At 64.5% G+C, this 18,427-nt stretch carries 22 protein-coding genes; 12 read left to right on the forward strand and 10 right to left on the reverse strand.

Features of this window, described 5'->3' with window-relative positions; all coding sequences use genetic code 11:
- Nucleotides 1-54 precede the first annotated feature (54 nt).
- From JQ604_RS09685 to JQ604_RS09705, 5 genes are read left to right on the forward strand one after another with little or no spacing between them, the layout of a single operon-like run.
- Nucleotides 55-345, forward strand: a complete 291-nt coding sequence (locus JQ604_RS09685) for a hypothetical protein (RefSeq protein WP_212355875.1) — start codon at nt 55-57, stop codon at nt 343-345.
- On the forward strand, nt 342-1,772 hold the full coding sequence (locus JQ604_RS09690; RefSeq protein WP_212355877.1) for a TolC family protein: 1,431 nt from the start codon (nt 342-344) through the stop codon (nt 1,770-1,772). Before JQ604_RS09685 ends, JQ604_RS09690 begins: the two co-directional genes overlap by 4 nt.
- Nucleotides 1,773-1,785: 13 nt before the next feature.
- Nucleotides 1,786-3,150 carry a multicopper oxidase family protein gene (locus tag JQ604_RS09695; RefSeq protein ID WP_212355879.1) on the forward strand — a complete coding sequence of 455 codons (1,365 nt, stop codon included), beginning with the start codon at nt 1,786-1,788 and terminating at the stop codon, nt 3,148-3,150.
- Nucleotides 3,151-3,198: 48 nt separating this feature from the next.
- Nucleotides 3,199-3,663: a cupredoxin domain-containing protein gene (locus tag JQ604_RS09700; protein WP_212355881.1), complete on the forward strand. Its 465-nt coding sequence runs from the start codon at nt 3,199-3,201 to the stop codon at nt 3,661-3,663.
- Between the two features lie 25 nt (nt 3,664-3,688).
- Nucleotides 3,689-3,991: a copper-binding protein gene (locus JQ604_RS09705; protein ID WP_212355883.1), complete on the forward strand. Its 303-nt coding sequence runs from the start codon at nt 3,689-3,691 to the stop codon at nt 3,989-3,991.
- A 53-nt stretch (nt 3,992-4,044) separates the two neighbouring features.
- Here JQ604_RS09705 and JQ604_RS09710 read toward each other — a convergent pair whose 3' ends face one another.
- Together JQ604_RS09710 and JQ604_RS09715 are read right to left on the reverse strand one after the other, a co-directional pair.
- Entirely contained in the window at nt 4,045-4,536 is a 492-nt protein-coding gene (locus JQ604_RS09710) for a DUF305 domain-containing protein (RefSeq protein ID WP_212355885.1), read from the reverse strand.
- A 93-nt stretch (nt 4,537-4,629) separates the two neighbouring features.
- A complete protein-coding gene (locus tag JQ604_RS09715) occupies nt 4,630-5,088 on the reverse strand; it encodes a hypothetical protein (protein WP_212355887.1) in 459 nt (152 codons plus the stop codon).
- A 212-nt stretch (nt 5,089-5,300) separates the two neighbouring features.
- Here JQ604_RS09715 and flhA point away from each other — a divergent pair, with 212 nt between their 5' ends.
- On the forward strand, nt 5,301-7,532 hold the full coding sequence (gene flhA, locus JQ604_RS09720; RefSeq protein WP_212355888.1) for a flagellar biosynthesis protein FlhA: 2,232 nt from the start codon (nt 5,301-5,303) through the stop codon (nt 7,530-7,532).
- A gap of 340 nt (nt 7,533-7,872) precedes the next feature.
- A complete protein-coding gene (locus JQ604_RS09725) occupies nt 7,873-8,070 on the forward strand; it encodes a hypothetical protein (RefSeq protein WP_212355890.1) in 198 nt (65 codons plus the stop codon).
- A gap of 282 nt (nt 8,071-8,352) precedes the next feature.
- Here JQ604_RS09725 and JQ604_RS09730 read toward each other — a convergent pair whose 3' ends face one another.
- The 4 genes from JQ604_RS09730 to fliI form a co-directional block, all read right to left on the reverse strand.
- Nucleotides 8,353-9,390 carry an anti-sigma factor gene (locus JQ604_RS09730; protein WP_212355892.1) on the reverse strand — a complete coding sequence of 346 codons (1,038 nt, stop codon included), beginning with the start codon at nt 9,388-9,390 and terminating at the stop codon, nt 8,353-8,355.
- Between the two features lie 3 nt (nt 9,391-9,393).
- Nucleotides 9,394-9,939, reverse strand: coding sequence for a sigma-70 family RNA polymerase sigma factor (locus tag JQ604_RS09735; RefSeq protein WP_212355894.1), 546 nt, complete (start codon nt 9,937-9,939; stop codon nt 9,394-9,396).
- A gap of 182 nt (nt 9,940-10,121) precedes the next feature.
- The gene (gene fliJ / locus JQ604_RS09740) at nt 10,122-10,541 is read right to left on the reverse strand and encodes a flagellar export protein FliJ (protein ID WP_212355896.1); all 420 of its coding nucleotides are present in this window, start codon (nt 10,539-10,541) and stop codon (nt 10,122-10,124) included.
- A gap of 109 nt (nt 10,542-10,650) precedes the next feature.
- Nucleotides 10,651-11,976, reverse strand: a complete 1,326-nt coding sequence (fliI, locus tag JQ604_RS09745) for a flagellar protein export ATPase FliI (RefSeq protein ID WP_212355898.1) — start codon at nt 11,974-11,976, stop codon at nt 10,651-10,653.
- A gap of 365 nt (nt 11,977-12,341) precedes the next feature.
- Between fliI and ctrA the strand changes: the two genes are divergently transcribed.
- The 5 genes from ctrA to JQ604_RS09770 all read left to right on the forward strand — a co-directional run bounded on the left by ctrA (nt 12,342) and on the right by JQ604_RS09770 (nt 15,555).
- Complete coding sequence (gene ctrA / locus JQ604_RS09750) at nt 12,342-13,043, forward strand: response regulator transcription factor CtrA (RefSeq protein ID WP_016848562.1); 702 nt, start codon at nt 12,342-12,344, stop codon at nt 13,041-13,043.
- A gap of 169 nt (nt 13,044-13,212) precedes the next feature.
- Entirely contained in the window at nt 13,213-13,617 is a 405-nt protein-coding gene (locus JQ604_RS09755) for a DUF350 domain-containing protein (RefSeq protein ID WP_212355900.1), read from the forward strand.
- Between the two features lie 16 nt (nt 13,618-13,633).
- The gene (locus tag JQ604_RS09760; RefSeq protein ID WP_212355902.1) at nt 13,634-14,059 is read left to right on the forward strand and encodes a hypothetical protein; all 426 of its coding nucleotides are present in this window, start codon (nt 13,634-13,636) and stop codon (nt 14,057-14,059) included.
- A 99-nt stretch (nt 14,060-14,158) separates the two neighbouring features.
- On the forward strand, nt 14,159-14,389 hold the full coding sequence (locus JQ604_RS09765) for a hypothetical protein (protein ID WP_212355904.1): 231 nt from the start codon (nt 14,159-14,161) through the stop codon (nt 14,387-14,389).
- 8 nt (nt 14,390-14,397) lie between these two features.
- Nucleotides 14,398-15,555, forward strand: coding sequence for a glutathionylspermidine synthase family protein (locus JQ604_RS09770; protein ID WP_212355906.1), 1,158 nt, complete (start codon nt 14,398-14,400; stop codon nt 15,553-15,555).
- Nucleotides 15,556-15,558: 3 nt separating this feature from the next.
- Here the strand turns inward: JQ604_RS09770 and JQ604_RS09775 are convergent, their stop codons facing one another.
- The 4 genes from JQ604_RS09775 to JQ604_RS09790 form a co-directional block, all read right to left on the reverse strand.
- On the reverse strand, nt 15,559-16,437 hold the full coding sequence (locus tag JQ604_RS09775; protein ID WP_212355908.1) for a CheR family methyltransferase: 879 nt from the start codon (nt 16,435-16,437) through the stop codon (nt 15,559-15,561).
- Nucleotides 16,434-17,612: a protein-glutamate methylesterase/protein-glutamine glutaminase gene (locus JQ604_RS09780; RefSeq protein WP_212355910.1), complete on the reverse strand. Its 1,179-nt coding sequence runs from the start codon at nt 17,610-17,612 to the stop codon at nt 16,434-16,436. Before JQ604_RS09780 ends, JQ604_RS09775 begins: the two co-directional genes overlap by 4 nt.
- Before the next feature lie 73 nt (nt 17,613-17,685).
- Nucleotides 17,686-18,051: a response regulator gene (locus JQ604_RS09785; RefSeq protein ID WP_212355912.1), complete on the reverse strand. Its 366-nt coding sequence runs from the start codon at nt 18,049-18,051 to the stop codon at nt 17,686-17,688.
- Between the two features lie 82 nt (nt 18,052-18,133).
- Nucleotides 18,134-18,427 (reverse strand): chemotaxis protein CheW (locus JQ604_RS09790; protein WP_212355914.1); only part of this gene is annotated, 294 nt, incomplete at its 5' end.

The following is an 18,427-nucleotide window of genomic DNA, read 5'->3' on the forward strand; positions in this document are numbered from 1 at the left end:
CGCGTGCGGATTCCGCGCGCGCCTGTGGTCTTTTCGCCAGATCAGGATCGTTCCATGTCTTCGCACTCACAGGCGAAGTCCGCGCGCATTGCGGCGGACCGACGCCTTGCATCGGCGCTCGCGACGAGCGCCCTTCTTCTCGTCGTCGCGGTCACCGCGACCGGCTGCATGCAGGCCGCAGCGCAGGTGTCGACCAAGGATCCGGCCGATCCTGCGGTAACGGTCGCACGCACAGGCTACCGCTCGACGATCGCGCCTTATGCGCCGCTCCGTCCATCCACGCCGGCGCCGTGGCGCGGCCGCAATAACGATGTCACGCCCAAGCCGAAGCAGGACCAGCCATGAGCCAATCTCCCGCGATGATCCGGCCCGTGCTCGGCGTGATGCTGGCGACCGCGCTCGCCGGCTGTGCGTCCTTCTCGCCTGATAGCGGCATGTCCGCCGTCTCGGCGCTGACCGGCGAACGGATCGGCAAGCAAACCGCCTTGCTGCGGACGCCCGACGATGCTGCAGCGGCAAGCGAGAAAGTCCGCAACCTGCTCGCGCGCGCCCTCACCGTCGAGGCTGCCGTGCAGGTCGCGCTGCTCAACAACAAGGGCCTGCAGGCGGCCTATAACGAGCTGGCGCTCGCCGAGGCCGATATGGTCGAGCAGAGCCTGCCGCCGAACCCGACGTTTTCGATCTCGCGCATCTCCGGCAATGGCGCGAGCGAAATCGAGCGGCAGGTGGTCGGCGACATCCTGGCACTCGCCACGCTGCCGTTCCGCTCCGAGATCGCACGCGAGCGTTTTCGCCAGGCGCAGTTGCGCGCCGCATTGGAGACCTTGCGGCTCGCCGCCGACGTTCGCCGCGCCTATGTGCTGGCCGTTGCGGCCAACGAGATGACCGCACTGCTGACCGACGCCAAGGCCACGGCTGAGACAACCGCACAGCTGGCAACCAAGCTCGGCGAGACCGGCGCGCTCAACAAGCTCGACCAGGCCCGCGAGCAGGTGTTCTACGCCGAGACCACCGCCGATCTCGCCACCGCGCGACAGGATGCGAGCAGCGCACGCGAGCGCCTGGCGCGGCTGATGGGTCTGTGGGACGACGGCCTCGGCTTCAAGCTGCCGGACCGATTGCCGTCGCTGCCGCGCCGGCCGCAGGCGCTGCCCTTCATCGAGGCTGACGCAGTCGCGCATCGCATCGATCTGCAGATCGCGCGGATGGAGCTGACGGCACTCGCCAAATCGCTCGACCTCACCAATGCGACGCGCTTCGTCACCCTGCTCGACGTCGCCGGCATCGATCGCCGCACCCGCGATCCCGAATCGCCCGCCTTCCGCGAGCGCGGCTTCGACGTCCAGTTCCAGATCCCTGTGTTCGATGGCGGCGAGGTGCGGGTGCGGCAGGCGACCGAGACCTACAATCTCGCCTTCAACCGCCTGACCGAGAAAGCGGTCAATGTCCGCTCGGAGGCGCGCGATGCCTACCGTGTCTATCGCTCGACCTGGGACATCGCCGGCCATTATCAGCGCGAGATCCTGCCGCTCCGAAAGATCATCACCGAGGAGATGCAGCTCCGCTTCTCCAGCATGCAGGTCGACGTGTTCGCACTGCTGACGGAAGCACGGCAACGTCTCGCCTCATTGCGCGCGGCGATCGACGCCAGACGCGCCTTCTTCCTGGCACAGGCCGAGCTGCAGACCGCCGTCAATGGCGGCGGCTCGGGCGCACGCGACAATCCGACAACCACGGCGTCCGCCGCGCCGGCGGCAAGCCCCGCACATTGAACGGAGACTTCACATGTTTTCACGCAGAGGATTTCTCGGCACCGCGGCGCTCGTCGGTGCCAGCGCCGTCAGCGGCCGGGTGCAGGCCGCCGCGATTCCGGAAGCGCCGACCATGGACAAGGTGACGATGCAGCCGCCGCTGCATCCGACCTCCGGGCCGGACTATCGACCTGTGGTGACGCTGAACGGCTGGTCGCTGCCGTGGCGGATGAACGGCGACTGGAAGGAGTTTCACCTGGTCGCCGAACCCGTGGTGCGCGAATTCGCCGAAGGGATGAAGGCCAATCTGTGGGGCTATAACGGCCAATCGCCCGGCCCGACGATCGAGGCGGTCGAGGGCGACAAGGTCCGCATCTTCGTCACCAACAAATTGCCCGAGCATACCACCGTGCACTGGCACGGCATGATCGTGCCGTCGGGCATGGACGGCGTCGGCGGGCTGTCGCAGCCGCACATCAAGCCCGGAAAGACCTTCGTCTACGAGTTCGAGCTGAAGCACAGCGGCACGTTCATGTACCACCCGCATGCCGACGAGATGGTGCAGATGGCGATGGGCATGATGGGCATGTTCGTCGTGCATCCGCGCGATCCGTCGTTCCGCCCGGTCGACCGCGACTTCGTGTTCGTGATGTCGAGCTATCTGATCGACCCCGGCACGTACCTGCCGAAGGTCAACGAGATGACCGACTTCAACATGTGGGCCTGGAACAGCCGCGTCTTTCCCGGCATCGATCCGGTGCCGATCCGGCTCGGCGACAAGGTACGGGTTCGGGTCGGCAACCTCACCATGACCAACCATCCGATCCATGTGCACGGCCATTCGTTCCGGGTGACCTGCACCGATGGCGGCTGGCTGCCGGAGACCGCGCAGTTTCCCGAGGCCACCACCGACGTGCCGGTCGGCGCGGTGCGCGTGTTCGATTTCCTCGCCGACAATCCCGGCGACTGGGCGTTCCACTGCCATAAATCGCACCACACCATGAACGCGATGGGCCACGACATGCGCAACATGATCGGCGTGTCGCGCAAGGATCTCGCCAAGGCGGTCGGCCGGCTTGCGCCGGATGCGATGGTGATGGGCTCGACCGGCATGGCGATGGGCAACATGGAAATGCCCGCGCCCGAAAACACGCTGCCGATGATGACCGGCACCGGCCAATTCGGTCCGCTCGAGATGGGCGGCATGTTCACGGTGATGAAGGTCCGCGAGGGTCTCGCACGCGACGATTATCGCGATCCCGGCGACTACAAGCATCCGCCTGGCACCGTCGCCTATGAGGTCGAGACGCCGGTCGCTGTGCCAACGCGGCAGCAGTCACCGGCCACCACGCCGCCGCAACCGCAAAAGAGCAAGTCGATGAAAGGAATGAAGATGTAGCGCCGCTCCTCCGACAATCACGACCGACCTCCAACGCACGAGACACCAATGAAGAAAATCGCAACTATCGCCATCCCCCTTATCACGCTCGCATCCGCGGCAGCGCTGCCCGCGCACGGCCATGAGCAGCACGGCCATGGCGGCTACTCGGCCGGCGAGCCCGGCAATCCCAAGCAACCATCGCGCACCGTCGAAATCGAGATGACCGAGATGGCGTTCACGCCCTACCGCATCGAGGTCAAGCGCGGCGAGCAGATCCGCTTCGTGATCCGCAACGCCGGCACCGAGGATCACGAATTCCTGCTCGCGACCACCGAAGAGAATCTGAAACACGCCGAGGTGATGAAGAAGCACCCGCATATGGAGCACGACGATCCAAACGGCGTGCGGCTGGCGCCGAAGAAGACGGCCGAGATCGTCTGGAAATTCACCAAGCCGGGCACCTTCGAATTCGCCTGCCTGATCCCCGACCACCGCGAGTACGGCATGACCGGCCGCGTCATCGTGAAGTGAAGCAAGACCAGGAATGGAGAATCACATGAAGACTGCTCTGCGCGCATTCAGCGCAACAACGCTCGCGTTCACCCTGCTGCTCTCGGCCGCCGCGGCGCAAGCCGCCGGCATCCCCGGCGAGGTCAAGAAGATCGACGAGGCCGCGGCCAAGATCACCTTGAAGCACGGACCCGCCAAGAGCCTCGGCATGGACGAGCCGATGACCATGGTCTACCGCGTCAAGGATCCGGCGCTCTTGAGGCAGGTGAAGGTCGGCGACAAGGTCGAGTTCGAAGCCGAGGAAGGCGCTTCGGGCTACACGGTGACGAAGATCCAGAAGAGCAAATAGCCGCGCGCTCCTCGCTCCGGCAAGTCGGGACGCGCTTCGCGCTCCGGGGCCTGCTACTCCGCTGGTCGGGGCGGCAGGTCCTTGGCTCCTTCGGGCGCCGGCTTGGCTTCCAGTTCGGCGATCAGTTGCTTCATCTCGCCGATCTCACGCACCTGCGCTTCGATGATCCCGTCCGCCAGCTTGCGCACGCGCGGATCGCGAATATGCGCGCGCTCGCTGGTCATCACCGCAATGGAGTGATGGGGGATCATCGCTTTCATGTAAGAGACGTCGCTGACGATCTCCTGGCTGCGCACCAGCCACAGCGATGCCGCGAAGACAATCGCGGCTGCGACACAAATCGCCAAATTGGCTGCACTGTTCCGATACATCCGCCACATGAAGCCGAGCATGATCACCGCCATCACCGCGCCCATGACGAGGGCCATCCAGGTGCGCGTCTGGCTGTAGAACACATGATCCGGCGCCCAGGTGTTGAGATACATCAGGCCGAACATCACGATGGTGGAGACGAGAATCATCGCCCCGAAGCGCGAATAGGACATGGTCGATTTCCGATTGTGGCACAGGTCCGGTGACAACCGTGACGGTCGTCCGGCGTTCCTATGGCGATCGGGCGCAGCGGACGCGACGCACGCTCATTTGTTGCCGTAGTCCGGATCTTGCGCCTGGAACGGACCGCACTTCGCACCCTTGGCGAAGCGCTGGTCGAAATCGACCGTGCCGCCGCCGACCGGAATCGTCGTCGGCGGCAGGCCGCGGGTGAACTGATTGACCGTGATGAATTTCTTGTCGGCGCTCATCGTGATGCGCACCGGCTCGAGTCCCTTGCCCTTGTTGGCGTCGGTCAGATCGAGCGTGTAGTAGCCGGCCACGGTCTGCCCCGCCCTCATGCCGCCCTTGGCGAAGACGACCGACTGCGGGAGATAGACCTCCATCGTGACGCCTTCGCCCTGACAAAAGACCATGCGCATCAGCCATTCCTTGTCGTCGGGTAACGTTGCGGCGGAAGCCGGCACGGACAGCAGCGTGGTCGCGGCGATCAGACTCAAGGCCGCCAGCCCACGACCAATGGACCGGGCTTCTGTGTTCGACATGAATGACCTCTGACGCGGAGAAATCGCGCTCCAGCCTTTCGTCGGCCCTCAATCGCCAAAGTTCAACTTGCCGCATCGGCCAAATCGGTCCGGAAAAGCCCGTCAGACCGACCGCCGCACCCTCCGTTAACCCTTTGCTAACCATACACCCGGCAAGAATTGCCGGGTGAAGTCGAGTGTCGTCGGTCGCGGTAAAGCGGGAGGGATCCCCCGTGGAAGCCAGTGCGGTGCCTCACTTTCGAAACGGCGGCCCTTCGGCCGTCGCGCAACCGTTTGGCGGGCGCGGCCGCCAGGCGCGAAGGGATGCGGCTACCATGGTCGACGTGACGGCGGGTCAGGGCACGGCTGGCAAGGGCGGCTTCAGCCTCAACGACATCGTTGACGTTCTCAAGCGCGGTGACCTCGCGCTGGCGCTCGGCGTGCTCACCATCCTGGTGGTGCTGATCCTGCCGCTGCCCGCGATCGTGCTGGACCTGTTCCTGGCGGTCTCGATCACGGTCTCGATCCTGATCCTGATGACCTCGCTGTTCATCCAGGCGCCGCTGGAATTCTCGTCGTTTCCGACCATCCTGCTGATCTCGACCATGCTGCGGCTGTCGCTGAACATGGCTTCGACGCGCCTGATCCTGTCGCGGGGCCATGAGGGCACGGCAGCGGCCGGCCACGTCATCGAAGCCTTCGGCAACTTCGTGATGGGCGGCAACTTCGTGATCGGCATCATCGTGTTCGCGATCCTCGTGATCGTGAACTTCGTGGTCATCACCAAGGGTTCGGGCCGCATCGCCGAAGTCGCGGCGCGCTTCCAGCTGGACTCGATGCCCGGCAAGCAGATGGCGATCGACGCCGACCTCTCCGCAGGCCTGATCGACGAGAAGACCGCGAAAGCGCGGCGCAAGGAGTTGGAGGACGAAAGCGGCTTCTTCGGCGCCATGGACGGTGCCTCGAAGTTCGTCCGGGGCGATGCCATCGCGGGCCTCCTGATCGTCGGCATCAACATCGTCGGCGGCATCATCATCGGCGTCGCGCAACAGGGCCTCGCCTTCTCCGAGGCCGCCCGCACCTACACCGTACTGACCGTCGGCGACGGCCTCGTCACCCAGGTGCCGGCGCTGATCGTCTCGACCGCAGCCGGCCTGCTGGTCTCCAAGGCCGGCATATCAGGCGCCGCCGACAAGGCGCTGATGAACCAGCTCTCCGGCTATCCGCAGGCGCTCGGCATGTCGGCCGGCGTCATGCTGGTGCTGTCGCTGCTGCCGGGCATTCCGATGCTGCCGTTCATGGCGCTCGGCGCCGGTGCCGGCGCGCTGGCCTGGAACGCACGCAAGCAGAAGCAGACCGCCAAGGCTGCCGAAGTCGCAGCCGCCGCTGCTCCGGCGGCCGCCGCAGCCGCCGCCGCTGCAGCAGCCGAGGAGCCGATCGCGAGCGCGCTGAAGATCGACGACCTCAAGATCGAGCTCGGCTACGCGCTGCTGCCGCTGGTCAACGGGCCCGACGGCACCGACCGCCTGACCGAGCAGATCAAGGCGCTGCGCCGCTCGCTCGCGGTCGAGATGGGCTTTGTGATGCCGGCGGTGCGCATCCTCGACAACGTCCAGCTCGAGGCCAACACCTACGCCATCAAGATCAAGGAGGTCGACGCCGGCTCGGGCAAGATCTGGCCGAACCAGTTCATGGTCATGGATCCCGCCGGCAACCAGGTGCAGGTGCCCGGCATCCACACCATCGAGCCGACGTTCGGCCTGCCTGCAACCTGGGTCGATGCCGCGCTGAAGGAAGAGGCCTCGCTGAAGGGCTACACCGTGGTCGATGCCGCGACCGTGCTGTCGACCCACCTGACCGAGCTGCTGAAGACCAACATGGCCGACCTGCTGTCCTATGGCGAGGTGCAGAAGCTCCTGAAGGACCTGCCGAAGGAACAGGGCGAGCTGATCAAGGACATCGTGCCGAGCTCGGTCTCGGTGTCGGGCATCCAGCGCGTGCTTCAGCTGTTGTTGGCCGAGCGCATCTCGATCCGCGACCTCTCGACCATCCTCGAAGGCATTGCCGACGCGCTCGCCTTCTCGCGCAATCCGGCCTCGATGGTCGAGCATGTCCGGGCGCGCCTCGCGCGGCAGATCTGCGCCCAGAACACCTCGCCGAACGGCTACCTGCCGCTGATCGCGCTGTCGGCGCGCTGGGAGCAGGCCTTCGCGGAATCGATCGTCGGCCAGGGCGACGACCGCAGCCTGGCAATGCAGCCGTCAAAACTGTCCGAGTTCATGACTGCGACCCGCAACGCCTTCGAGCAGGCGGCGCGCGAAGGCGAGGCCCCGGTGCTGGTCACTTCCGCCGCGACCCGCCCCTTCGTCCGCTCGCTGGTGGAGCGGTTCCGCTCGCAGACCACGGTGCTGTCGCAGGCCGAAATCCACCCCCGCGCGCGGTTGAAAACGGTCGGCAGCGTGTAACGGAACCGGGCAAATCAATCACGGCCGCGCGAGGTTTTTTCGCCACAGGCAACTGGTTTATCGGAACCTAGACAAAAGTGGCAAAATCGTGATCGGAATGAACATCATCCGATCAAGCATTTGAAATAACTGAATAAATATTCATACTTGATCCCACGGACGCGGTCTTTGATCGCGCCCGATCACGTCTCATCACCGCTTTGTGATCGCCCCTTGGGAACGGAATCTGCGAATCCTAGGTTTACAGGGCGCGGAACGTTGAACCCGGCGACGATCGGGACCGACTAATTCGCAAGAGCGAACGAGACGTCAAACAGCAGGAAGGCGGCAGGAGACTTCCATGAACCACTCGATCTACAGCGCTGATCGGATGACCCATCTCAAGATCGTGGTCGTCGCTCTGTTTGCGGGTGTGCTCGTGGCTGGCTTCGGCATCTCGGCGCGCAACACGGATGACGGTTACACGCAGACCGCGAAGGTGATGAAAGCCGGCAAGCCGGTGGTGGTCACCTCATCGACCAACTCGATGGTCCGCTAACAGGAGAAATTCACGAATTCACGTGGCTCTTTACAGCCCCCCAAAGTCGCTACGTGGATATTTAAGACCCCCAACTACCCCCAAGTTGACTGCGAAAACGCCCGCTCCCCACGGGCGTTTTCTTTTTTTGGGGTGCGGAAACGGACCTCATCCTGAGGAGACCGCGAAGCGGTCGTCTCGAAGGATGGCCAAAGGCGAGATCGGAGCTTCATGGTTCGCCCGGCGATGCGAAGCATCGTCCGGAGACGCGCGTACCGCGCTCCTCACCATGAGGATCAACAGCTACTTCTGCGCCGGCGGCACGGTCTCGATCAGCTTGCCGATGAACGCCGGTGATGTGGTCGGCTGGCCGTCGGGCGAGCCGCCGGCCTGCTCGATCGTGACCGCGTAGGTCGCGCCGTTGATGGTGTCGGAATCGTAGGATGCCAGCAGCGGGCGCGCGGTGAAATCGCTGGCGCCGATCACGCCGAGCGAGCGCGGCTTCGGCAGCTTGTCGGAGATCAGCCACAGCTCAAAGCTCTTGCCGACTTCAGGCACGGCACCGACCTTGCGGACGGTGAAGTTCTTGGTGGCGCCGTCGATCGTCATGATGAAGGCGGGGCCGCCGCTCTGCCCCTGCAGCAGCGCGACATATTGCGACGACGGCGCCAGCGCCGGTGCCGGCACCTTGACCTCGACCGTCTGGATCAGCGGTTTGGGGCGGATCGCCTGCGGCAGCGCATTGGGCTGGAAGATCTGCAAGCCCAGCATCACCACCAGCACTGCGGCGAGCGCACTCACAGCGGAGGCGATATTGCGCCAGCGCTTCACGCGGCCGGCGAGATCGACAACGTTGCTGTCGTCGGTGACCGGTGCCTGCCTCAGCTCAACCGGCTGCTGCAAAGGTTCGAAGACCGACGACCCGGACGACGAAGGGGGAATCATCGAAGGCTGAACGATCGGTGTCTCTGAAGGCTCAACGACCGAAGGCTCAACGACCGAAGGCTCGGAGAATGACGGCGGTGCTGCCTCAGGCAACGGCGGTGGCGGAGCTTCGGCAAGCGGCGGCGGCACGGGCGGCGCTGCCGGCACCACCGGCGGCGCCGGCGCATCGATCGGCAGCCCGATCGCCGCGCTGATGTGCTCCCACACGATCGGCCGTGGCTCGATCGAGCCGACCATCTGGTTCAGCGAACCGAGCCTGAACTCCCAGGCCTGCACGATGGCGGCGTATTCGCGGTCGACGGCCATCATGGTCTCGACCTGCGCACGCTCTTCGGCGTCGAGGGTCCCGAGCGCATATTCCGCGGCGAGCGCGATATGGTCTTCGCTATAGGCCATCACTTAGAGTCCAAGACACTCCCGGATTTCCAACATGCTGCGACGCAGCCAGGTCTTCACCGTATTCACCGGCGTCTCGAACTTTGCGGACAGCTGCTCGCGGCTCCAGCCATTGTAATAGGCCAGCAGCACCAGCTTCTGCCGATCCGGCTCCAGACGACCGACGCACTCCAACAACCGCTTCAACTCTTCCGTCATCTCCCGACGCGCCAGCGGATCGGGGCTCTCGGCAGCCACTTCCATGGCCGCGGGTTCTTCCTCCAGCGAGAGCTCGCTCTTCTTGCGCACCACGTCGATGGCGCGGTTGCGCGCGATCGACGCCATCCAAGTGATCGGGGACGACAGGGCTGGATTGAACTGTCCGGCGCTGTTCCAGATCTTGACGTAAGCCTCCTGAATGACCTCCTCGGCGAGATCCTGTCGACGCAAGATACGCAGCACCACGCCGAACAGTTTCGCGCGCGTGGCGACGTAGAGGCGCTCGAAAGCGGCCTGATCCCTGTTCGCCACGGCGGCGATCAGTTCGACCAGTTCGGCCGGCGTCAGCATTCAGCGTTCCCCAAGATCGCCCGTCCCCATTCGCCTGTTGCCGGGAGTGGTCAGGCCACGGTGGTAGCACAATCTTTGCGGCTGCGGTCCACCAAGGGGCTGGTTTTCCGCAACGTTATCAAACAAAAACCCGGGCCGAAGGGCCCGGGTTCGTCCAACCTGGCAGCGGAGAAGGTAGGTTTTTACGCAATCGCGCCGAGGCGGGCACGCATCAGGCCGATCGAGTCCATGTCGGCCTGCTCGCGCGCGCTCTCTTCGGCGCGCTCACGGGCCTGGTCGCGCTCGTCGAGCAGCTCGACCTTCTTCAATTCCTCGAAGGCTTCGGACAGCAGCGCCTTGGCATCCTCGAGCTGGGTACGCAGCTCATCGGCCGAGCGGGTCAGGTTCTCACGACGCTGGATCGCCGCCTTGGCATAGGTCGGATAGGCGAAATGGGTGGGATCATTGATCCCGGCCCGCTCCTGCTCGACCTGGATTTCGCGCTCCAGTTCCACCGACATGCGGTGGAAATCGGCGATCATGCCCTCGATCTGGGTAACCCGGCGGCGCTTCTCGTCGACCTGAAACTTCTTCAGGCGGATCAGCGTTTCACGTGACTTCATCGACTCATACTCCCCAGAAGTCCCAGTTTTGCACGCGGGACACGAGCCGGCTCCCCGTCGGGCCCCACCGGCTTAACTAATGGCGTTCTGGGATGATGAACCGACAAAGTTAGCGTTCCGTTGCCAAACCCTGGAGGATTTGGGCCAATTGGCGGTAACCGTCCGCCAGGCCGCAGGCCTCGTCCTTGGACTGCTTCAGGAACGCCTCGAGGGGTTCATGCAGGCGGATCGCCTCATCGACCTCGGGGCTGGAACCGGCCCGATAGGCCCCGAGCCGGATCAATTCCTCCATGTCGGCATAGGTCGCCATCACCTGGCGCGCCTTGGTGATGGCGGGCAGGAAGTTGGGATCGGCCGAGCGCGGCATGGTGCGCGAGACCGACTTCAGGACGTTGATGGCGGGGTAGCGGCCGCGCTCGGCGATCGAGCGCTGCATGACAATGTGGCCATCGAGGATGCCGCGCACGGCATCCGCTATCGGCTCATTGTGGTCGTCGCCGTCGACCAGCACGGTGAAGATCGCGGTGATGGTGCCTGTGCTGATCCCGGGGCCGGCCCGCTCCAGAAGCTTCGGCAGCTCGGTGAACACGGTCGGCGTGTAGCCCTTGGCGGTCGGCGGCTCGCCGGCGGACAGCCCGATCTCGCGCTGCGCCATCGCAAAGCGCGTCACCGAGTCCATCAGGCAAAGGACATCCTTATCCTCGTCGCGGAAGTATTCGGCGATCGCGAGCGTCAGATACGCGGCCTGCCGCCGCATCAGCGCCGGCTCGTCGGAGGTCGCGACCACAACGACCGAGCGCGCCAGGCCCTCCTCGCCGAGGTCTTCCTGCAAGAATTCCTGCACCTCGCGGCCGCGTTCGCCGATCAGCCCGATGATGGTGATGTCGGCGTCGACATTGCGCGCCAGCATCGACAGCAGCACCGATTTGCCGACGCCGGAGCCGGCGAAGATGCCGAGCCGCTGGCCGCGGCAGCAGGTGAGGAAGGTGTTGAGCGCGCGCACGCCGAGATCGAGCGGCGCCCCGACCCGCTTGCGTGAATGCGCCGGCGGCGGCGAGTTGCGATAGGGCATCGGCGAGGCGCCCTGCTCCAGCGGGCCCTTGCCGTCGATCGGCTCGCCCATCGCGTTGACGACGCGGCCGAGCCAGGCCGGCGACGGCCGCACCTGCCCCGCGGCATTGGCGACGACGGCGCGGCAACCGCGCCTGACGCCATCCAACCCGCCGAACGGCATCACCACCGCGTTGCTGCCGGAGAAGCCAATCACCTCGGCCGGAATGAAGCGGTTGGCCCCGACATCGATGACGATGCGCGCACCGACCGACATCGCATGAATGGGTCCGGCGATCTCGACCATCAGGCCGCGCACGCCCACGACTCGGCCATAAATATTGACGCCGTCGATGTCGCCGATCTGCTCCGCGAGCGCCTTCATTGCGAAAACCTTAAGTTTCCACGCATTTTCGGCCGCCGCTTAACTTCGTGTTTACCCGCATCATTAATCATTGCGTCACTGTCTTTGGTGACTGAGGTCGGCTGCCCATCAGAAGAAGGGGAGTCGCGGGAGTCGGTTAGGCCCGGCTCTTAATGTGGAACTTGAACGAAGCTGGATAGGAAAACCTTCTTCTGCACAGCATCTTAGGGCGATTCGACAAAAATTGCACGGTTAGAGCTTGCGCGGAGGAATCAGTTTTTGTTAACCATATCTCGTCAGGATCCGAATCAGTTGTTGAAGGCGTTTTGTGAGTGCCGCAAGTGCGGCCGACCTGACGCCCGGAGCGGCGACTATAGGGGACTGGCATGCGCGTTTTGCTGATTGAAGATGACAGCGCCGTCGCGCAGTCGATCGAATTGATGCTCAAATCCGAGAGTTTCAACGTCTATACGACGGACCTCGGGGAAGAAGGCGTCGATCTCGGCAAGCTTTACGACTACGACATTATCCTTCTCGACCTCAACCTGCCCGACATGTCCGGCTACGACGTGCTCAAGCAGCTGCGGGTATCGAAGATCAAGACCCCCATTCTGATCCTCTCCGGCCTCGCCGGCATCGAGGACAAGGTCAAGGGTCTCGGCGTCGGCGCCGACGACTACATGACCAAGCCCTTCCACAAGGACGAACTGGTCGCCCGCATCCACGCGATCGTGCGCCGCTCCAAGGGCCACGCCCAGTCGGTCATCCAGACCGGCGACCTCGTGGTCAATCTCGACACCAAGACGGTCGAGGTCGGCGGCCAGCGCGTCCACCTGACGGGCAAGGAATACCAGATGCTGGAGCTGCTCTCGCTCCGCAAGGGCACCACGCTCACCAAAGAAATGTTCCTCAACCACCTCTATGGCGGCATGGACGAGCCCGAGCTGAAGATCATCGACGTCTTCATCTGCAAGCTGCGCAAGAAGCTCGCCAACGCTTCCGAAGGCCGCAACTTCATCGAGACCGTCTGGGGCCGCGGCTACGTGCTGCGCGAGCCGCACGAGGCCGACGAGCGCATCCCCGCCTAGGACTTACGGGACCCATAGCGAACCGGACACGGTTCACTCCTCCCGACTGGACCCCGCCGCGAATGGCGGGGTTTTTGTTTTTGGGGACTGAACCTGCCCGTCCCATGCGCCGACCAACGGAACGTGCAATCCTCCGTCGCGATTCCTGACGAGATTCCGGGCGCGTTCAATGATCCTGCAATCCCTCGCCGGCCTGCCGGCGTTCCTGGTCTATTTCTGCACGGCACTGATCGCCGTGATCGCCTATCTCTTCGTCTACACCCGCGTCACACCGCATAATGAATTCCAGCTGATCCGCGACAATGATGCGGCGGCGGCGATCGCGCTGGGCCTCAGCCTGCTCGGCTTCGTGCTGCCGGTGGTCAGCGCGATCGCGCATTCGGCCAATGTGATCGACTGCTTCATCTGGAGCCTGATCGCGCTGGTCGTGCAGATCATCGTCTACTACCTGGTCAGGGTCCCCGTGCCGAAGCTGTCGGAGCGGATTGCAGCCGGCGAGCTCGCGGCGGCGATCTGGCTCGGTCTCGCCTCGCTGGCCGCGGGCGCGCTGAACGCCGCCTGCATGATCTACTGACACATGATCGACTGACATGAGCAAACCGAACCCCAATTTCGGCAAGCGCAAAGCGACGGTCCCGCAGGTGCCGGCGCAGTCCGGGCCGCCGGCCAAGCGCTCCAACCATGTCGCGCTGCTGGTGATGGGCACATTGGCGGTCGGCGGCAGCGCCTATGCGCTGATGCCGAAGCCGAACTGCCAGCCGGTGCCGCCGCCCGCGCCCGGCGTGGCCGCACCGGTGACGCCGCAGCCCGGCGCCGATTGTACGTCGCGCAGCTCGTCGTCGGGCTCGGGCGGCCACAGCTATAGTGGCGGCTCCTCGCGCAGCAGCTTCTTCAGTAGCGACTCGTCCTCCTCGAGCAGTTCGTCATCATCCTCGTCGTCCAGCTCCAGCTCGAGCTCGGTGAGCCGCGGCGGCTTCGGCTCGTTCGCCCATGCCTTCGGCTTCGGCGGCGGTTGATGAATGACAGACACATTCTCGTGCGATGAAGCGCCATGGCTTGCCCGGCGGTAATGGCTGATGGACACTCGCGCGGCTGATGCAGAAGGGATCGCACCGATGAAGCGCTCGCGCCGTGTCCTCTTGACCATGATGGGAAGTGCAGCGATCGGCGCGGTCTCGATGGGGCTGACGCGGCCGCCGCGCACCGATTGCGGACCCGGCAACAGCATGGTGCCCGGCCTCGACGGCAGGCCCTATTGCCGGCCGACCTATCGCGGCTTCGGCGGCACGCCGGCGCGCTTTCACGGGCATGGCGGCCATGGCGGTCACGCCCATGGCGGCGGCTAGCGCGCGCCATGCGACGCATCATATGCCTCGAGCGCGATGACTGGCGCGCGACCGCCGAAAGCGCCGGTTTCGATTTCCACACCATCGACGGCGAACCCTACTGGGACGAGCGCGCCTATTACGCCTTCTCGCTCGACGAGATCGAGCAGCAGATCGAGGGGCCGACTGCCGAGATCGACGCGATGTGCCTCGAACTTGTCGGCAAGGCGCTGGAGAACGAGCAGTATCTGCGGCGGCTGAAAATTCCCGAAGCCTATTGGGATCTGATCTCACAAAGCTGGCACGGCGACCAGGCGAGCCTGTACGGCCGCCTCGACCTGAAATTCAACGGCACGGCGCCGGCGAAGCTGCTCGAATACAACGCGGATACCCCGACCTCGATCTTCGAGGCCGCGGTGTTTCAATGGACCTGGCTGGAGCAGGCGATCGAACGCCACATCATCCCCAAGCGCGCCGACCAGTTCAACTCGATCCATGAGCGGCTGATCGAGGCCTGGAAGAAGCTCGCCGGCAGCGAGCATCTGCATCTCGCGGGGATGACCGGCAATTCCGAGGACGCCGGCACGCTGGCCTATCTCGAGGACACCGCCGCGCAAGCGGGGTTGAAGACCACCCTGATCGACATCGAGGACATCGGGCTGCGTGACGACGGCGCCTTCGTCGATCTCGACGACCGCGAGATCGCGCTCGCCTTCAAGCTCTATCCCTGGGAATGGATGTTCCACGACGAATTCGGGGCAAAGCTCAAGAGCGCGCCGACGCGCTGGATCGAGCCGCCGTGGAAGGCGATCCTCTCCAACAAGGGCATCCTGCCGCTGCTGTGGGAGATGTTTCCGAACCACCCGAATCTGCTGCCGGCCTATTTCGAGGATGACCCGAAAGCGGCCGAGCTCGGCACGTCCTTTGTGCGCAAGCCGATCTATTCGCGCGAGGGCGCCAATGTCGCGCTGGTCAGCTCCGGCACCACGCTGATCGCACAGGAAGGTCCCTACGGCGCCGAAGGATTCATCCGCCAGGCGCTGGCGCCGCTGCCGAATTTCTCGGGGCAGTACGCGGTGCTCGGCAGCTGGCTGGTCGATCACACGCCGTGCGGGCTCTCGATCCGCGAGGACGAGAACCCGATCACCGGCAACACGTCGCGGTTTCTACCGCACGCAATCTTGTAGGATTTAACGCGCGGCCGACGCCACGGCCCTCATCGCAACCGGCGAGAGGCCGGCGCGCGCGACCGGGGCAGCGCCGGTGTTCGGCTGATAGAGGCCGCGGCGATCCGGATAGGGGCGGAAAGTGTTGGTGATGCCGACCACCGACTCCGCCGCACCCAGCGCCAGCACGCCATCAGGCTCCAGCATCTTCGACAGGCGGCCGAAGATGTTGGCCTTGGTGTCCTGGTCGAAATAGATCAGCACGTTGCGGCAGAAGATGATGTCGAAAGTGCCAAGCTGCGAGAAGTCGTTCAGCAGGTTGAGCTGGCGATACTGCACCATGCCGCGGATGTCGGCGTTGAGCTGCCAGAGCTCGCCCGTTTGCGTGAAATACTTCACCAGCATCTGGATCGGCAGGCCGCGCTGCACCTCGAACTGGCTGTAGAGGCCGGAGCGGGATTTCTGCAGCACCTCGTTGGAGAGGTCAGTGCCGACGATCTCGATGCGCCAGCCCGAAAACAGCGCGGTCGCTTCCTTGATGCACATCGCGATCGAGTAAGGCTCCTGCCCGGTCGAGGCCGCCGCGCACCAGATGCGCAAGCTGCGGCGCGCCGCGCGGGCCTGCGCCAGCTTCGGCAGCACGGCTTCCTTGAGATGATCGAACGGGATCTTGTCACGGAAGAAGAACGTCTCGTTGGTGGTCATCGCTTCCACCACATCCGAGATCAGCGGCTCGGCGCCGCCCTTCATCTTCTGCACCAGTTCGGGAATGCCGGCGAGACCCGCCTTGCGCGCCAGCGGCACCAGACGGCTCTCCACCAGATATTGCTTGTCGGCGGACAGATCGAGACCGGAGCGGTCCTTCAGAAGCTTGCGCAGATACTCATAGTCCAACGGCGTCACGAACGGTCTCCCGAAAACACACGGACAAGTTTCGGTGCGATCTGATTGAGCGGCAGGATGGCGGCGCAGATGCCGGCATTGGCGGCGGCGCCCGGCATGCCCCAGACGACGCTGGTCGCCTCGTCCTGGGCGATCACGCTGCCGCCGGCGGCGACGACGTCCTTGCCGCCGCGCATGCCGTCCGAACCCATGCCGGTGAGGATCACCGACATGATGCCGCCCTGCCAGACGTCGATCGCCGAGGTGAACAGCGGATCGACCGCGGGCTTGCAGAAGTTCACCGGCGGACCGTCGTCGAGCGCGATCGCGGCGTCGATGCCGTGACGGACCACGCGCATGTGACGTCCGCCCGGCGCGAGATAGATCTGTCCGGGCTTGACGCTCTCGCCATCAACAGCCTCATGCGCCGGCCGCTTGCTGGCGCGCGCGAGATGCTCGGCGAGAATGGTGGTGAAGGTCGGCGGCATGTGCTGGGTGATCAGGACCGGGAAACGGTCGATCACCGGTCCGATCTCGGCGACCAGCGCCATCAGCGCCTGCGGGCCGCCGGTCGACGAGCCGATCAGCAGCACCTTCGGTGCCAGCATGCTGAACGCGCGGCGCGTCAATTGTGCGGACGATGCAGCCGGAGTCGGTGCATGTGCGACCGGCGCTGCGGCTCGCGGCGCCGGATGGCTCGGCGCCAGCGGCGGGCTTGCGGTGACGTGGCCGGCGCTGCGGCGGAAGCGTGCGCCGAGATGGCGGATCTTCTGGATCAGGTCGTGGCGGAAGGTCTCCGCAGCGGCCGCCTCGCGCGTGCTCTCGGGCTTCGGGATGTAGTCGGAGGCGCCGAGCGACAGCGCCTTCAGGCTGATCTCCGCATTCCGGCGGGTCAACGTCGAGGCCATGATGATGACGAGATCGCGCTTCTTGGCGAGCAGCTTCGGCAACGCCGAGATGCCGTCGAGATCGGGCATCTCGATGTCGAGCACGGCGACATCGGGATTGATCCGCTCGAGCTGATTGACCGCGTCGAGGCCCGTGCGCAGGGAAGCCGTGACCTCCATGTCGGGCTCGGCGCCGATCCAGCGCGAGATCATTCCGCGGATCACCACGGAGTCGTCCACCACCATCACCCGCAACTTTTCGGTACGGGTCGATGTCGGGGCCGAGGAACTGGTCAACGCAACACTCATTACTTCACCAACGGCGCAACGGCACGATTACTGAACTGGAGCCGAAGGCTTCTGCCGCCGGATCAATACGAAGCTAGATCAGTCCGACTTCCTGGAACTTCGCGGTGACGATGTCCTTGTCGAACGGCTTCATGATGTATTCGTTGGCACCGGCATGGAGCGCGCGCGCGATATGCGCGACGTCGTTCTCGGTGGTGCAGAACACGACCTTCGGCACGTCGCCACCGGGCATGCGGCGGAGGTTGCCGAGGAATTCGTAGCCGTCCATCACAGGCATATTCCAGTCGAGCAGCACGGCGTCCGGCAGTCCGCGCTTGCAGACCTCGAGCGCCTTCTCACCGTCTTCGGCTTCGACGATCTGGAAGTCGAGACCTTCCAGGATGCGGCGGGCGACTTTGCGGATGACGCTGGAGTCATCGACGACAAGACATGTTCTCATTTTCGGCCTCTACTTCCTGGTCCCTGCAAAGGGACCGTTTCCCTTGAACATTGTCGTTGAAGGAAATTCCTTTTTTAATTACTCACGCCGCCTTGGCGTCAGGCATCAATTCGAGTACGCGGTCGACGTCGAGCACGACCATGAGCTGGCCGTCGAGACGGTGGACACCGCCAGCGAGCTTGGCCATGCGGGGATCGAGGTTGACGGGATTCTCTTCCTTGCTCACTTCCGACAGCCGCAGCACCTCGCCGATCTGGTCGATCAGAAGGCCGTAGGACTCGCCGCGCAGGTCGACGCCAACCGCCATCGGCGGCTTGCCGTCATCGGCCTTGGGCAAGCCGAGCCGGGCACGCATGTCGACCACGGTGACGATGCG

The organism is Bradyrhizobium jicamae (genome assembly GCF_018130695.1).
Lineage (GTDB): Bacteria > Pseudomonadota > Alphaproteobacteria > Rhizobiales > Xanthobacteraceae > Bradyrhizobium > Bradyrhizobium jicamae_B.